Below are 14,531 nucleotides of genomic sequence, written 5' to 3'. Positions count from 1 at the left end.
AATATTGCGCGGTTTTGGTGGCTCCTATAAACAGGGGTTGGTGACGTCTGGCACTCAAGGACGACTCGCGCACTTTTCTCATTGTGTGCTTCAACCTCGCTAAGCGGCAGCGCACTGCTTTTCAGAACAAACGAGACGAAGATGTTCCTCAGGTCAGTGACGATCTGAGGAGATGCGCAATTTGACCTAGAGAGTGTGATGGCCTGATGGCTGATACGGAGTCGAGAAACAGTTCGATCGATTTGCTGGGAAATTCTGCCTGGAACGCAATCGCCTTTGCTTTGGCCGTGGCATTGAATCTGGTAATCCTTCCGTTCGTGGTCTTTCGCCTCGGCCTCGCCGCATTCGGCGTCGCGGGTCTGGTTACGGCATGTGTTGCGCCCGCGCTAGCATTCAGCAACGCGCTGGCGCTGTCGACGACACGGGAACTTGCCCAGCGATTGGCGCCGTCCGATTGTGAGGATGCGCGACGCTTCTTCGCCACGGCGGTGATGCTGGCCATAGGCACCGGCGGTTTGATCGTGATCGCTATCGGCTTGGCAGGGGCGCCGCTCGCACGTTTGGCGTTCCATCTGAGCGGCCCGTCCGCAGATGATCTCGGACTTGCCTTTTTGCTGGCTGGCGCCGGATGGCTGTGCCAGTGCCTTTCCGCCATCTTTCTGGCCCTGTTCGCGGCGCGCCAGGATTATCGACGGATCGCTTCGATCAGCATCGTCAGTACCGTGGTCGCGACGGCATCGACGCTGTTGCTGATCCCGCGCTGGCCGCAGGCCTCGACGTTTCTTGGCTGTCAGGCATTGGGCTTCGCGACGAACTTGCTTCTGGCTTTCGGCATGGCGCGTCGCGTGATCGGCGAATGGCTGGCGCGCCCCGCGCTTCATCGTGAGCCGCTCGGTGAATTGGTCAAGCTGGGTACCTGGCAACTAGCCGCGCAGGGTGGCGCGCTCATCGCGGGGCAAGCGGATCGATATTTGCTCGGGGCTTTACTGCAGCCGCAGTTCGTCGGCTTCTATACGATCGCGCAGCGGCTGGAGGAGGCGATGTATATCGGCGTCCTGAAAGTCGGCGAAATCCTGTTCCCGTTCTTCAGCACGCTGCAAAAAGAGGCCGATGATCGCAAGGCCGATCTGCTGTTTCGCTCTTCCTGGATCCTCAACGTGCTGGCTGCGAGCGCGCTTGGCGGGCTGATCCCCGTCGCCGGCCCGTTGCTTCATCTGTGGACCGGCGCGGAAGTCGCGGCCGAAGCCCAGCGGGTGTTGGTCGTGCTCTCGATCGCCGGGATGCTCGGATGCAGCGCCAATGTCTTCGCATTCTATCTTCTGGCGCACGGCCGATCCCGCTCCATTGCATTGATCTCGCTGGTGACGGCGGTTTTCACGGTGGCCACCAGCGCAATGGCGCTGCCCTATTTCGGATGGCGGGCTGCGGGCTGGAGCGCCTGCGCCGGCATGACCGCCCAAATCGTCACGACCATCCTGTTGCTGCGGCGAAGTTTCAGTGTCGACGGCATGTGGTCGCGCGTCGCCCATTTCGTATTGCTGCCGCTCGGCACCGGCATTGCGACCGCCCTTGCGTTGCGGTATGCGGTTCGCGACTCGCTATTCGACCACGCACCGCCCTGGTGGTATGTGGGGGGCCTTTATTGCCTCGCGGCCGGTATCATTTTCGTCGTCGTCGTCACCGCCTCGCGGGTTGGTCCGCACGGCACCGTCTGCTGGCGGGATTTGCGCGTCATCGCCAGTCGCTTCCTACCTATGAAGGCCACGTAACCATGTGCGGGATTGCAGGCATCGTTAATATTCGCGGCAACCCTGTCGACCCTGCGGAAATCTCGCGACTGACGAACCTGCTGGCGCATCGCGGCCCTTATGGCGAGGGAAGCTGGTTTAGCGCGAACCGAAACCTGGCTTTCGGCCACCGCAGGTTGGCGATCATCGATCCCGGCGAAGGTGGCTTTCAGCCCATGGTATCCGCCGACGGCCGCCATGTGATCGTGTTCAATGGCGAAATCTATAATTTCCTCGAGCTTCGGCGCGAGCTTGAGGCGCAAGGGGCGATCTTTCGTAGCCAGTCCGACACGGAGGTCATTCTCGCTTCATGGCGGGCGTGGCAGGAGGGGATGTTGTCCCGCTTCAACGGAATGTGGGCCCTGGCGATCTTTGATACCCAGACGGAGGATTTATTTCTTGCGCGCGACCGCTTCGGTATCAAGCCGCTGTTGTATTCGTGGTCGCCGGAGCGCTTTGTTTTTGCATCCGAGCAACGCGCGCTGGTGCGAAGCGGTCTGATCAACACCGCGCTGGATGTCGATGTCGCACGGCGGCTTTTGCTCGACGCCTTCGGAGTCGAAGCAAGCGAACGGACGCTTTGCCGGGAGGTGCGCCGCCTGCAGGGCGGCCACTGCATGTGGCTTCGTCAGGGGCGATTGGAGATCCGGCGCTGGTGGCGCACCGCGGATCATCTGCCGGAGGTGCCGGCTACCGAAGGCGCGCGCGTCGAACGCTTTGGCGAACTGTTCCAGGATGCGGTCGCACTGCGGATGCGCAGTGATGTGCCGATCGGAACATGTTTGTCAGGCGGGTTCGATTCGTCAGCTGTGATCTGCACCATGGCAGCGCACGAAAAAGCGGGGATGGGACCGCGCGACAATGCATCCTGGCGCCACGCCTTCGTTGCGACTTTTCCCGGCGCAATAAATGACGAGCGGCCGATGGCCGAGGAAGCGGCGGCCTGGGCGGACGTCGCTCCGACGTTCCTTGAAATCGGCCGGAACGACGCGCTGGCCGACATAGACCAGATCCTTGACGACAATGATGACGTCTATATCGGGCTACCAAGCGCGGCCTGGTTGATCTACCGGGAACTCAGCCGACAGAACGTGACAGTGTCGCTGGATGGCCATGGGGCGGACGAGTTGATGGGTGCGTATCTCCAGGAGGGACAATCGGCAGCGTTTCGGATACGAAATGCGCTCGCCGGAATCACTTCCGGTTCGGCATTGGCCAGGCGCGGGGTGGACCTGCTGCGGACGCTCATGATCAAGCGCCAGGGACATTATTTTTTGCGCGGTGGTCTGCGTGATGTTCCGGCTCGGTTCAGTCTGGTGGGCGACGACGACGTGCTGCCGCGGGACTGGGGGTCATTGAATCGGCGCCTCTATCAAATGTTTCACGGCACCGTTCTGCCGACGATCCTGCGAAACTTCGATCGCCTCTCGATGGCCCACGGCATCGAAGTCCGGATGCCATTCATGGACTGGCGTCTGGTGACCTATACGATGGCGTTGCCCGAAACCAGCAAGTCATCGAACGGCTATACCAAGGTCATTGCGCGGCAGGCGATGGCCAACCTGATGCCGGAATCCATTCGCATGGGGCGCAGGAAGGTCGGATTCAATTCGCCGATGCCGGAGTGGTTGAACGGGCCTCTCGCCGGCTGGACCGCCAGTCTGCTCGATCGGAAGGTGCCCGCGTTCGCAGAACTGGTGGACGAGGAAGGCTTGCGCCGGACCGTCAGCCGCCTGACTTCGTCGAAGCAATGGGACTGGGAGACGGTCGGCCGGATCTGGCCGTATCTGAATATGAAGTGGATGCTGGCAAGGTTTGCGTGAGCGATGCGCCTGTTTCAAAATAGCGGGCTTTACCCGTCCTATCTCGTGCGGCTGAACCAGCTCACGGCGGAAGCGTCGAGCTTCGAAGCACGGCGTCGCATCTTCCTGGACGACCGCTTTGGCGCGCTGCATTTTCTGAAGCCAGTGTTTGATGGAGCCCCCGAGGCGTTCTTCACCAATGGCGATGACGAAATCCTGCAGCGCCATTGGGCGCGCGAGCAGGGGATTGCGGGCAAGCCGACGCTCGAGGCCATCCTGCTTGCCCAGATCGAGCAGCACCGGACCGAAGTTTTCTACAATCTCGATCCCGTGCGCTATCCCAGTACGTTCGTTCGCAAACTGCCCGGCTGCGTCAGCAAGACGTTTTGCTGGCGTGCTGCGCCGTCAGGAAACGCCGATCTGACGGCCTATGGCGCGGTGCTCGGAAACTTTCCGTTAATCCTCGAATCCTGGCGCCGCATGGGCTGTCGTGCCGAGCTGTTCTTTCCTGCGCTGGACCCGATCATGGACGAGTATGGTCACGGCGATAGGCCGATCGACGTGCTCTTTGTTGGCGGCTATTCGCGACACCATACAGCGCGCGCGAGGGTGCTCGAACAGGTCGCAAGCCTGGCCGGCAGCCGCCGGATCGTGTATTGCCTCGACGCTTCGCGGCTGACGAAGCTTGCGGAAAGCGCAATCGGCGCCTGGCTGCCGTTGCAGAAGCATCGGCGTCCCGATGCGATCGCCAAGATCGCAAAGCCCCCGGTGTTTGGGAGACAGCTTTACGAGCTTATCGGTTCGTCAAAGATCGTGCTGAACGGGGCTATCGATATGGCCGGCACCGATCGGGGGAACATGCGCTGTTTCGAAGCCATGGGATGCGGCGCACTGCTGGTCTCCGACGCCGGCGGCTATCCCGATGGAATGCAGCCGGGCGTCACCATGGAAAGTTACGGCTCGCCGGAGCAGGCCACCGAAGTCATCTCAAATTGCCTGCAATACTGGCCGGAATCGGCCGAAATAGCCGGGCGGGGAAGGAGTCGGGTCTTTCAGGCCTATAGCAAGGCTTCTCAATGGAAGCATTTTGTCGGTCTCGTCGCGCGGATTTAGCCGTGCTAGAGCGTGGCTGGCGGTTGGATGAGGGCGTCGATGATGCGAACGGAAAATTTGGTTCCTGGGGTGAAGCGCCAGATCATCGCCACCGCTGTCGCAGCATGCCTTGAGTTGATCGCATGAACATCGATTACTTGATCAAGCGGTTGATTGGACACGCGACCTGTCGGCTCGAGCATGATGCCGTGCTCGGCTCCCGTGCAAGGATCAAGAACGCCCGTGGCGCTACCGACAAGATCGTTGTTGGCCGACACAGCCGCATCCTGGGCGAGCTTTTCACGTTCGCCCATGGTGGCGAGATCAAGATTGGCGAATGGTGCTACGTCGGCGAAGGGACCAGGATCTGGTCGGCTGCCTCCATCGTCATTGGAAATCGCGTCCTGATCTCGCACAATGCGAATATTCTTGACAGCCTTACCCATCCGCTGGGAGCGGCGGCGCGGCACCAGCAAATCAGGGAAATCTTCACCCGCGGCCATCCGCGCGAAATCTCGCTCGACGAGAGCCCGGTCACGATTGGGGACGACGCCTGGATTGGTGCCGGCGCAATGGTCTTGCGTGGGGTGACAGTGGGCGAGGGCGGCGTTGTGGCCGCCGGCGCGGTCGTCACCAAGGATGTCCCGGCCTTCTCCATCGTTGGGGGAAATCCGGCCGTGCTCATCAGGGAGATCCCACCCGATGAAAGATGAGCAAAACTTCACGACGTGGGAGGATGCAGTGATCTGGCTGCGCAACCAGTCGGACCGGCGCCAGCTGGTGCTTGACGCTTTCTATGACGACCCTCTGATCGCTGCTGCCGAGCGCTATTTTGCCAGCACTGAATGGCAGGCGGTTTCGAACATTCTGAAGAACCGCACCGGCAAGGCGCTTGATGTCGGTGCCGGGCGCGGAATTGCCAGCTACGCGCTGGCGCGGAGCGGATTTGAAGTCACCGCGCTCGAGCCTGACCCCAGTGCCGTGGTCGGTACGGCGGCAATTCGGGATCTCACCGCCGAGGCCCGTTTGCCGATCGAGGTGGTTGAGGAATTTTCCGAGCGGCTGCCGTTCGCTGACGGCACATTCGATGTCGTGTTCGCGCGGGCGGTGCTGCACCATATGCGCGATCTCGATGGCGCCTGCCGGGAAATGTTCCGCGTGCTTCGCCCCGGCGGAATGCTCATCGCCGCGCGCGAGCACGTGATCAGCAACGAGACCGACCTCAAGGCATTCCTCGATCAACATCCCCTGCATCACCTCTACGGCGGCGAGCATGCTTTTCTTCTCGATCGATATATCGGCGCGCTACGGGCTGCGGGATTTGCCGCGATCGAGGTGCTTGCGCCGCTGAAGAGTCCGATCAATCTGTTTCCCTATACGATCGAGACGTTACGAACGGCCGTCGTGGAAAGATTGACCAGCAAGATTCCGGTGAAGCCCCTCTGGCGCGCCGCGCTTGCTTCCAAGAGCGTTTTTATGTCGCTGCTTTCGATGGCAGAGCGCTTTGACCGCCGGCCCGGCCGGCTCTATTCGTTTGTCTGTCACAAGGCACGGGCATGAACATGTGGGTTACCGGCGCCAATGGCTTCATCGGCCGGCATCTCGTTAGGGTGCTGGCTGACCGGGGCAATCGCGTTCATGGCATTGGCCACGGCGCGATCGGAGACGCCGAAAAGCATCGCATCGGCCTGGAGCATTGGCTGAACGGCGAGATCGACGCGGCCAATCTCAACGCGCTTGCGGAGCTGGCGGGACTGCCGTCGACGATTTTCCATCTGGCCGGCGGCTCTTCGGTCGGATTGTCGATCGCGCAGCCGTTTGAGGACTTTTCGCGTACCGTTGCCAGCACGGCCAGATTACTCGAGTGGCTCCGCGGTTCCGCCAGAGAAAGTCGCTTGATCGTCGCGTCGAGCGCCGCGGTTTATGGCGCGGGTCACGAAGGGCCGATCGCCGCGGATGCGGCAACGCTTCCGATGTCGCCCTACGGTCAACACAAACTGATGATGGAGCAGCTGTGCCGCAGCTACGCCGTGACATTCGGCTTGCGTGGTACAGTATTGCGCTTGTTCTCGGTTTATGGGTCACTCTTGCGAAAACAGTTGGCCTGGGATATTTGCTCCCGATTGCAAGCGGGTGAGCGAAATCTGGTGCTGGGAGGGACCGGAGCGGAGGTCCGGGACTGGACGGATGTCCGCGACGTCGCGCGGCTATTGGCGGAGATCGCTGAAAAGCCTCAGCCGGAGACCTTTCGCGCGATTAATGCCGGATCTGGGCTTGGAACGACGGTAGCACGGGTTGCGGCGATGCTCTCGGAATCCTGGGGCGGAAGCATTTCCGTGACGTACTCTGGCGCCGTTCGGGCGGGTGATCCGCCGAGTCTGCTGGCAAACGATGAAACGCTGCGTGCTCTGCCCTTTGAGTGGAAGATCCCCGTTGAGCAAGGCTTTGCGGATTACGTTTCGTGGTTCAAGGAACAGGCCCGGTGATCCAACGTGTGCCGCTGCGGCTCGCATTCACGCATATCCCCCGGCAGGTTTGGGCCGGCGGCTATAATTACCAGAGCAATTTGTTTGCGGCGCTTAGCCAGTTTCGACCGGGCGAACTCACGCCGGTCTTGTTTGCTGGGAACGGTGATGACGATGCCGATCTCTCCGCACTAGCCGAGATACCAGGCGTGGAAGTTGTGCGATCGGCGGCTTTTGAAAGCCGCGCCGGTTTAGCTGCAGCCCTTGCGCTGGGATTGGACTGGAAGGCGGCGGTAGTATTCCGGGCGCAACGTATCGATGCGGTTTTCGAAACCGCACGCTTTTTTGGTTGGCGGCTGCCCTATCCGGCCGTGGCCTGGTTTCCCGATCTGCAACATCGAAAATTGCCCGAGCTCTTTCCGCGCTCCTCCCGATGGCGTCGCGAGCTCGGCTTTCGCCTCCAGATCGCCTCAAGGCGGACCATTATGCTCAGCAGCGAGAGCGCGCTTCGCGACTTCAGGAAATACTATCCTCGGGCACGGAACGACACTTCAATGGTTCGCTTCGCAACACAGCCGTCGACAGCTTATCTGAGCGCAAATCCAGCCGAGGTCATTGCGCAATACCAATTGCCCGAGCGGTATTTTTACCTGCCAAATCAGTTCTACAGGCACAAAAACCACCAAGTGGTGGTCGATGCGCTCACAATCCTGATGCAGCGTGGCTTCGATGTCGTCGTGTGCGCGTCGGGCAGCACCGAAGATAGGCGAGGCCGCGGGTACTTCGAGCATGTTATGTCACAGGTCCGCAACCGGGGTCTCGAAAAGCGCTTCCTTCATCTTGGGATGATCCCGGCGCCGCATGTGTATGCGTTGTTGCGCGCTTCCTTAGCCCTGATAAATCCATCTCGATTCGAGGGATGGAGCACCACCGTTGAAGAAGCGAAATCGTTCGGCGTGCCCATGATTTTGTCCGATCTCGATGTGCACCGCGAACAGACCGCCGGTGAAGCGCGCTATTTCGGGACCGACGATCCCTTCACATTGGCCGACCATCTCATGCGTACGTCGCGGGCGTGCGAAGTTTCAATCGTTCGTAGCCTTGTTCCACATCAGGAGCATCGCGTCGAGGCGTTTGCGACGGATTTTACCAACACCGTTCAGCGCGCCGTTCGATGCTGAAGCCGACTCATACCACTGATTTAGCGGTGTGCGTTATGGTGAAGCCATCGAAAGTGGCTTGCTTGCCTCTAGACCGAGTTCTCGCGGCGTAATGTACCAAAGAAGAAAGAGAAAGCTCGCGCCATGGGTGAGCAGCACCGTGCTTAACGGGACGTTGAGAAGCGCCTGGGCGAGAACCGCGCTCGAGATCAGGATAAATTGGGGCGGCAAACCCGCGGAGAGGCGATTTCCAAGTGCGATAACGAGCCCTGCTGCGAACGCTGTAATCGGCGCAAAGAGCACACCCACGGACGCGATGCCCTCGGTGGCAAACAGCGACGCATTGAATTGTCCGCCGATGCCGAAAGCATTGTAAATTACGTCGGCCAGCTGTTCCTGATAGGGGCAGGACACAAGCGACTTTAGTAGCCGTATCTGGCAGAAATGGGTTACGGGATGTGTGGCAAAGAAGCTATTGTAATACTCCATCGCAAGCGATGGAACTGCGATCATTCGGAAGTTCACGAGACCAAAAAAGGGAATAGTCAGCTCGTAAGGTAGAAGATTCCATTGGGACAGCATGACCAGAAAAATGCCGGCTGAAATAGGCAGCAGCAGAGTGAGGGTGACGGAAAGCTTGAAGTTCAAGAATCTGGAAAGCACAAATATCGCCGCAAGCCAAGATGGCGTGAACAAAGCCAATTTGCTAAGCGTGATGGGATAGAACAGCATGAGCAGGAACAGAACGGCTCCGGCACGCCAGATATCCCTACGCGCAACGAAGCAGGCAAACGCGAAAGGCAGCAGCGCGTTCGAGGTCACTCCTATCACGTAGTTCAGTATCGTCGGAAAGTTGAGGTCGGAGCGGTACTTATAGATGTCTTCAATGCTAATAACTCTGAAGCTATAGGTTGCGCCGATAAGGACAGTTGCAAGCCCTATCAGAAGGATCAGCGTGAGGAGAAGATTCAGCGCTGACGAAGATAGGGTGTAGACGCGACGCACTGGTGAACAGATGAATAAGGCAGGTAATGCGAAAGCTATCGCCGATGTTGTGGCGGAAAGCGCCGCTAGTCGATGATCATACACTAGTTCCGAAAAGTGATTCAGCCACAGATATCCGGCGATCATCAAATAGGAGTAGAAGCTGACGATGTAGCCGAAACTGTCGCTTGCGAATGCAAAAAACAACGACACCAAGGCAAATGATGTCAGCAGTGCGACTGCACCAAACAGGTGTGCCGGACGGAAGGATATGTAGTATTGCGAGTAAAACTGGGCAACAAAAACGAGAGAAACGCAACAAGCGGCGATGAGAAACCAATTTAGAATAATCAGCCTCTGACGTTCGCCAGACAGTCGGTTAGGTGCGATCATGTTTCTTGCTCAACGAGGTTATTCATCACTTCCTGACCCCAAGTTTGATGGTTCTGCTAGACTAGACGGTGGCAACCTGTAGAGCCGGTATACCACACAACGAATGCCGAGGCTGCTTGCTGCAAAGGTCGGAGTCGGGTTAATGACATCGAGAGTTGATTGGACCAAGGGCGAGCATGGTTTTGAAAGAAAGTTGGGACAGGCGGACCTGGCTAGTGACGGGAGTTGTCGCGACAGGCACTTATTTCCTGGTAGCGAAATGGCTGCAGTTTGCCTATCAGCCGCCTGGCGTCTCTCATGCACAACCAAGAGTCGCAGGCGAGAAGGTGCTCTTGCGAAGGCCGTTTGTAAGGTTCCTGAGCTCTGAGTTCGCGGTCATCGCACGCGACGATCGGTTTATGGATTTCGCAGACACAATCGATAATAGCGACCAGTCGCCGATCGAGGTATACGAGAACGAAAGGCGGTTAGGCCCGTCCCACAGCGTGCATGCGGATGTCGCGAGAATGGGCATGGGCCGGTATTCTCATTGGCGACTCAATGGATCCGTCTTCGTGTTTTCCTCGTCCGACAACAGCGATCCTCAGACCAATGGCCGGGCATATTGGGCGGTGAAGCCAGGTTGACCATCCCTCGAAAAATCAATTGGCTGGTCGATCGGCGGCTACGGGCCGGGCACGTTAAGCTGCCCCGACCCCTTTATCTGGTCGCTTTTGGGGCCCTCGCAGCCTTTTCGCTAGAGAGCGGGTTCATTAGCGTGCCAACATGACTAAAGGCGGGACATTGCGCGATCGGTCGCCGGGCCGATGACGACGTGTAGGTCCGGCAGCTTCCAGTTGACAAGGTCTGAAGGGCAGTGAGATTTATTGAATGCGAGCGAGTTATCCCTATCGGCAATCTCTCGTGAAAGAGCCAAATGACAGGGAAATCGTGATGCACGATGGTGTCTTGGTTGTTGTCAAGGCCGTTATGCAAGTAATTGGTCGATTTGAGGACCGACTATGATTAGATTTGGCCTGCTCGGATGCGGGCGCATCGCCAGGCGTCATTCCGACTTGCTCGGAGGCGGTCACATCGGTGGAGCAACCCTCATTGCGGTCTGCGATCCGGTGCGGGCAAGAGCCGACGCGATCGCGTCTAAATTTGGCATCCCCGCAGATTATGACTTTGGCGCATTTCTTGCTCGCAAGGACATCGATGCGGTCGCGGTTCTGACCCCGAGCGGAATGCATCCCGCCCATGTCATAGCGTGTGCGAAGGCCGGGAAGCACGCCATCGTCGAGAAGCCGATGGCGCTGCGGCTGGAGGACGCCGACGACATGATCCGCGCCTGCGACGAGGCCGGCGTCAAGCTTTTCGTCGTCAAGCAGAATCGTTTCAACGTTCCCGTGGTAAAGGCGCGCGAGGCGCTGGAGGCCGGCCGCTTCGGCCGACTCATTCTGGGAACGGTCCGCGTTCGCTGGTGCCGCGACCAGAGCTATTACGATCAGGACGCCTGGCGCGGCACCTGGGCCTATGACGGCGGCGTGCTCAGCAACCAGGCCAGCCATCACGTCGACATGCTGGAATGGTTCTTTGGCGATGTCGTCAGCGTTCATGCCCGTGCCGTCACGGCGCTCGCAAAGATCGAGGCCGAAGACACGGCCGTCGCAACGCTGAGGTTCCGCAACGGCGCGCTCGGGATCATCGAGGCGACAACGGCCGTGCGTCCAACCGACCTCGAAGGTTCGCTCTCGATCCTCGGAGAGAAGGGGACGGTCGAAATCGCAGGCTTTGCCGTCAACCAGATCCGGCACTGGCGCTTTGTCGATGAGCTTCCGTCCGACAAGGACGTGGTCGAGAAGTTTTCCGTCAACCCGCCGAACGTCTACGGCTTCGGTCATCAGGCCTATTACCAGCATGTGATCGACTGCCTGGTGAACCAGCGCTCGGCGCTGGTCGACGGTATCGAGGGACGCAAGAGTCTGGAACTGATTTCGGCGCTCTACGAATCGATAGAGACCGGCGACGAGGTGGCGCTCCATTTCGCGCCCCGGCTGGGCCGGCTTGGTGTCGTGTCGTGAATCGGCCGGATGTCCATCAGGCGGGCGTCCGCGATGTCGATTTCGGCGCCCGGGTCAGGATCGTCGAGCCGTGCAATCTCTACGGCTGCAAAATTGGCGACGACTGCTTTGTCGGGCCGTTCACCGAAATCCAGAAGGGCGTCGTGATCGGCGCCCGCACGCGGGTGCAGTCGCACGCGTTCATCTGCGAACTGGTCACGATCGGTGAGGACTGTTTCGTCGGCCATGGCGTGATGTTTGTCAATGATACCTTTTCGACCGGCGGCCCGGCTCGCGGACAAAGGGAGTTGTGGCGCGAGACCGTGGTTGGTAATCGGGTCTCGATCGGCTCCAACGCCACGATCATGCCGGTCAGGATCGCCGACGATGTGGTCATCGGTGCGGGTTCGGTGTTGACCAAGGATATTACGACGCCAGGGACATATGCAGGCAATCCGGCGCGCCGGCTGCTCACGGACAGGTAGGGAAGACGATCGATGCCGGTGCCTTTTGCCGATCTGCAGCTGCAGTATCAGACCATCAAGAGCGAGATCGACGGCGCGATATCGGCCGTCATCCGCGACAATGCCTTCATCCGCGGGTCATACGTCGACGCTTTCGAACGGGAGTTCGCGGCAGCCGTTGATGTCAAACATTGCGTCTCCTGCGCCAACGGCACCGACGCGCTGTATCTGGCTATGGCCGCGCTGAAGGTTAAGCCGGGCGACGAGGTGATCACCACGGCGCATTCGTGGATCAGCACCTCCGCGATGATTACTCGCGCCGGCGCTACCGTGGTGTTTTGCGATACCGACGGCGCTACATTCACCATCGATCCGGCCGCGATCGAGGCCGCGATCACGCCGCGCACCGTCGGCATCATTCCGGTGCATCTGTACGGACAGTCGGCGGATATGGACGCGATCATGGCGATCGCTCGCAAGCACAAGCTCTGGGTGGTGGAGGATTGCGCGCAGGCGCATCTGGCTCGCTATAAAGGCCAGCAGGTCGGGACGTTCGGCGCAGCCGCGACCTACTCGTTCTATCCGGGCAAGAATCTCGGAGCGATGGGCGACGCCGGGGCCGTCGTGACCAATGACGACGCGCTGGCCGAACACATGACCATGCTGGCGCGGCACGGCGGCCTGGTGAAGCACCAGCATCACATCGAAGGCATCAACAGCCGGCTGGACGGCATGCAGGCGGCAATCCTGTCGGCGAAACTGCCGCATCTCACCCAGTGGACAAAAGCGCGGCAGGACGCCGCCAAGGTTTACGATGCTGGCCTCAGCCAGATCGAGGACATCGTCGTGCCACAGGTCGCGCCGGACCGCAGCCACGTCTATCATCTCTACACGATCAAGCATCCGCGCCGTGATGCGCTGGCGTCGCACTTGAATGCCAACGGGGTGCAGACTGCAGTCAACTACCCGACCGCACTGCCGTTTCTCGCCGCCTATAGCCGCCTTGGCCACCGCCCGGAACAATTTCCCAACGTGCATCGCCAGCAGAGCACGATTCTGTCGCTGCCGATGTTCGCGGAGATCACGGCGGATCAGCAACGCACGGTAATCGATCTGGTTCGTAAATTCTGATCGACCCATCTTTCGGGTGCGGTAAAAATAGTAAATATTATCAATATGTTGTTAAAATTGAGAATGGCGTCGCCGCCGCGGAGGCGACCACAAAATCAGCGCAGCGTGTGTTTTTTTGCGCCATTCGATCTGGTCTCCAGCCGCAGTACTGTTTAGAAGCGGCATGCCACGCCGTGGGTGCATGGGTCTGGCAACGGGAACGGGAACCTTGCGAAAAATACTGCTGACAGGCGCGGGCGGATTCATCGGATCGCATCTTGCGGAAGAGCTGGTCCGCAGGAACTTCGAGGTGCGCGCCTTCGTGCACTACAACAGCATGAGTTCGCAGGGCTGGCTTGATACGTCGCCGCCCGAAATTCGAAAACATCTGGATGTGTTCGCCGGCGATATCCGCGATCCGAACGGCGTACGCACCGCGATGAAGGATTGCGATGCCGTCTTGCACCTCGCCGCCTTGATCGCGATCCCCTATTCGTACCATTCGCCCGATACCTACGTCGAAACCAACATCCGCGGCACGCTCAACGTGCTGCAGGCGGCGCGGGATTTCGAGGTCTCCCAGGTCCTGCATACCTCGACCAGCGAAGTGTACGGCACGGCGCAGGTCGTTCCCATTACCGAAGATCACAGGCTGCAGGGGCAGTCGCCTTATTCGGCCAGCAAGATCGGCGCCGATCAACTGGCGCTGTCGTTCGAGCGTTCGTTCGGCACGCCGGTGACGGTGGTGCGGCCGTTCAATACCTATGGCCCGCGGCAATCGGCGCGCGCGGTGATTCCGACCATCATTACGCAGATCGCGGCCGGCCAGCGCGCCATCAAGCTCGGCAGTATCCACCCGACGCGCGATTTCAATTTTGTCGCCGACACGGTCGGTGGTTTCCTTGCCGCGCTCGAGACCAAGGCCGGTATCGGCGAAGTCATCAATATCGGAAGCGGATTTGAGATTTCGATCGGCGATATCGCGCAGATGATCGCCGAACTCATGGGCGCCAAGATCGAAATCGAACAGGACGACATCAGGGTTCGCCCGGAGCGCAGCGAAGTCGACCGGCTGTGGGCCAGCAACGCCAAGGCGCAAGAACTGCTGGGCTGGTCACCGCGCTTCGCCGGCGTCGAGGGACTTCGCAAAGGGCTTGAGCAGACGATATCCTGGTTCGCCCGGAACGAGAATCTTTCGCGCTATCGCGCCAACGCCTACCAGTTGTGAGCCT

The 14,531-nt window shown here is 59.6% G+C and carries 12 protein-coding genes; 11 read left to right on the top strand and 1 reads right to left on the bottom strand.

Features of this window, described 5'->3' with window-relative positions; all coding sequences use genetic code 11:
- Window positions 1-206: 206 nt before the first annotated feature.
- The 7 genes from NL528_RS31830 to NL528_RS31800 all read left to right on the top strand — a co-directional run bounded on the left by NL528_RS31830 (window position 207) and on the right by NL528_RS31800 (window position 8,327).
- Window positions 207-1,769, top strand: coding sequence for an oligosaccharide flippase family protein (locus NL528_RS31830; RefSeq protein ID WP_309178339.1), 1,563 nt, complete (start codon window positions 207-209; stop codon window positions 1,767-1,769).
- A 2-nt stretch (window positions 1,770-1,771) separates the two neighbouring features.
- On the top strand, window positions 1,772-3,610 hold the full coding sequence (gene asnB / locus NL528_RS31825) for an asparagine synthase (glutamine-hydrolyzing) (protein ID WP_309178338.1): 1,839 nt from the start codon (window positions 1,772-1,774) through the stop codon (window positions 3,608-3,610).
- 3 nt (window positions 3,611-3,613) lie between these two features.
- Window positions 3,614-4,702 (top strand): glycosyltransferase, encoded by a 1,089-nt coding sequence (locus tag NL528_RS31820; protein ID WP_309178337.1) that lies wholly within the window; start codon window positions 3,614-3,616, stop codon window positions 4,700-4,702.
- A gap of 137 nt (window positions 4,703-4,839) precedes the next feature.
- Window positions 4,840-5,394 carry a DapH/DapD/GlmU-related protein gene (locus NL528_RS31815; protein WP_309178336.1) on the top strand — a complete coding sequence of 185 codons (555 nt, stop codon included), beginning with the start codon at window positions 4,840-4,842 and terminating at the stop codon, window positions 5,392-5,394.
- On the top strand, window positions 5,384-6,241 hold the full coding sequence (locus NL528_RS31810) for a methyltransferase domain-containing protein (protein ID WP_309178335.1): 858 nt from the start codon (window positions 5,384-5,386) through the stop codon (window positions 6,239-6,241). Before NL528_RS31815 ends, NL528_RS31810 begins: the two co-directional genes overlap by 11 nt.
- 50 nt (window positions 6,242-6,291) lie before the next feature.
- Window positions 6,292-7,167: an SDR family oxidoreductase gene (locus tag NL528_RS31805; protein ID WP_309178334.1), complete on the top strand. Its 876-nt coding sequence runs from the start codon at window positions 6,292-6,294 to the stop codon at window positions 7,165-7,167.
- On the top strand, window positions 7,164-8,327 hold the full coding sequence (locus tag NL528_RS31800) for a glycosyltransferase family 1 protein (RefSeq protein ID WP_309178332.1): 1,164 nt from the start codon (window positions 7,164-7,166) through the stop codon (window positions 8,325-8,327). Before NL528_RS31805 ends, NL528_RS31800 begins: the two co-directional genes overlap by 4 nt.
- A 33-nt stretch (window positions 8,328-8,360) precedes the next feature.
- Here the strand turns inward: NL528_RS31800 and NL528_RS31795 are convergent, their stop codons facing one another.
- Window positions 8,361-9,683 (bottom strand): hypothetical protein, encoded by a 1,323-nt coding sequence (locus tag NL528_RS31795; RefSeq protein WP_309178331.1) that lies wholly within the window; start codon window positions 9,681-9,683, stop codon window positions 8,361-8,363.
- Window positions 9,684-10,684: 1,001 nt separating this feature from the next.
- On the opposite strand from NL528_RS31795, the gene NL528_RS31790 reads away from it, so the two are divergent.
- The 4 genes from NL528_RS31790 (at window position 10,685) to NL528_RS31775 (ending at window position 14,527) form a co-directional block, all read left to right on the top strand.
- Window positions 10,685-11,746 carry a Gfo/Idh/MocA family oxidoreductase gene (locus tag NL528_RS31790; RefSeq protein ID WP_309178330.1) on the top strand — a complete coding sequence of 354 codons (1,062 nt, stop codon included), beginning with the start codon at window positions 10,685-10,687 and terminating at the stop codon, window positions 11,744-11,746.
- Entirely contained in the window at window positions 11,743-12,210 is a 468-nt protein-coding gene (locus NL528_RS31785; protein WP_309178329.1) for an acyltransferase, read from the top strand. The genes NL528_RS31790 and NL528_RS31785 overlap by 4 nt, the downstream gene beginning before the upstream one ends.
- A gap of 12 nt (window positions 12,211-12,222) precedes the next feature.
- Window positions 12,223-13,320, top strand: a complete 1,098-nt coding sequence (locus tag NL528_RS31780) for a DegT/DnrJ/EryC1/StrS family aminotransferase (RefSeq protein ID WP_309178328.1) — start codon at window positions 12,223-12,225, stop codon at window positions 13,318-13,320.
- A gap of 208 nt (window positions 13,321-13,528) precedes the next feature.
- Complete coding sequence (locus NL528_RS31775; RefSeq protein WP_309178327.1) at window positions 13,529-14,527, top strand: NAD-dependent 4,6-dehydratase LegB; 999 nt, start codon at window positions 13,529-13,531, stop codon at window positions 14,525-14,527.
- The last annotated feature ends 4 nt before the right edge of the window (window positions 14,528-14,531 follow it).

The sequence above is a fragment of the Bradyrhizobium sp. Ash2021 genome, assembly GCF_031202265.1.
In the GTDB taxonomy this organism is placed as follows: domain Bacteria; phylum Pseudomonadota; class Alphaproteobacteria; order Rhizobiales; family Xanthobacteraceae; genus Bradyrhizobium.
This window is presented reverse-complemented; position numbering and strand designations above follow the sequence as displayed.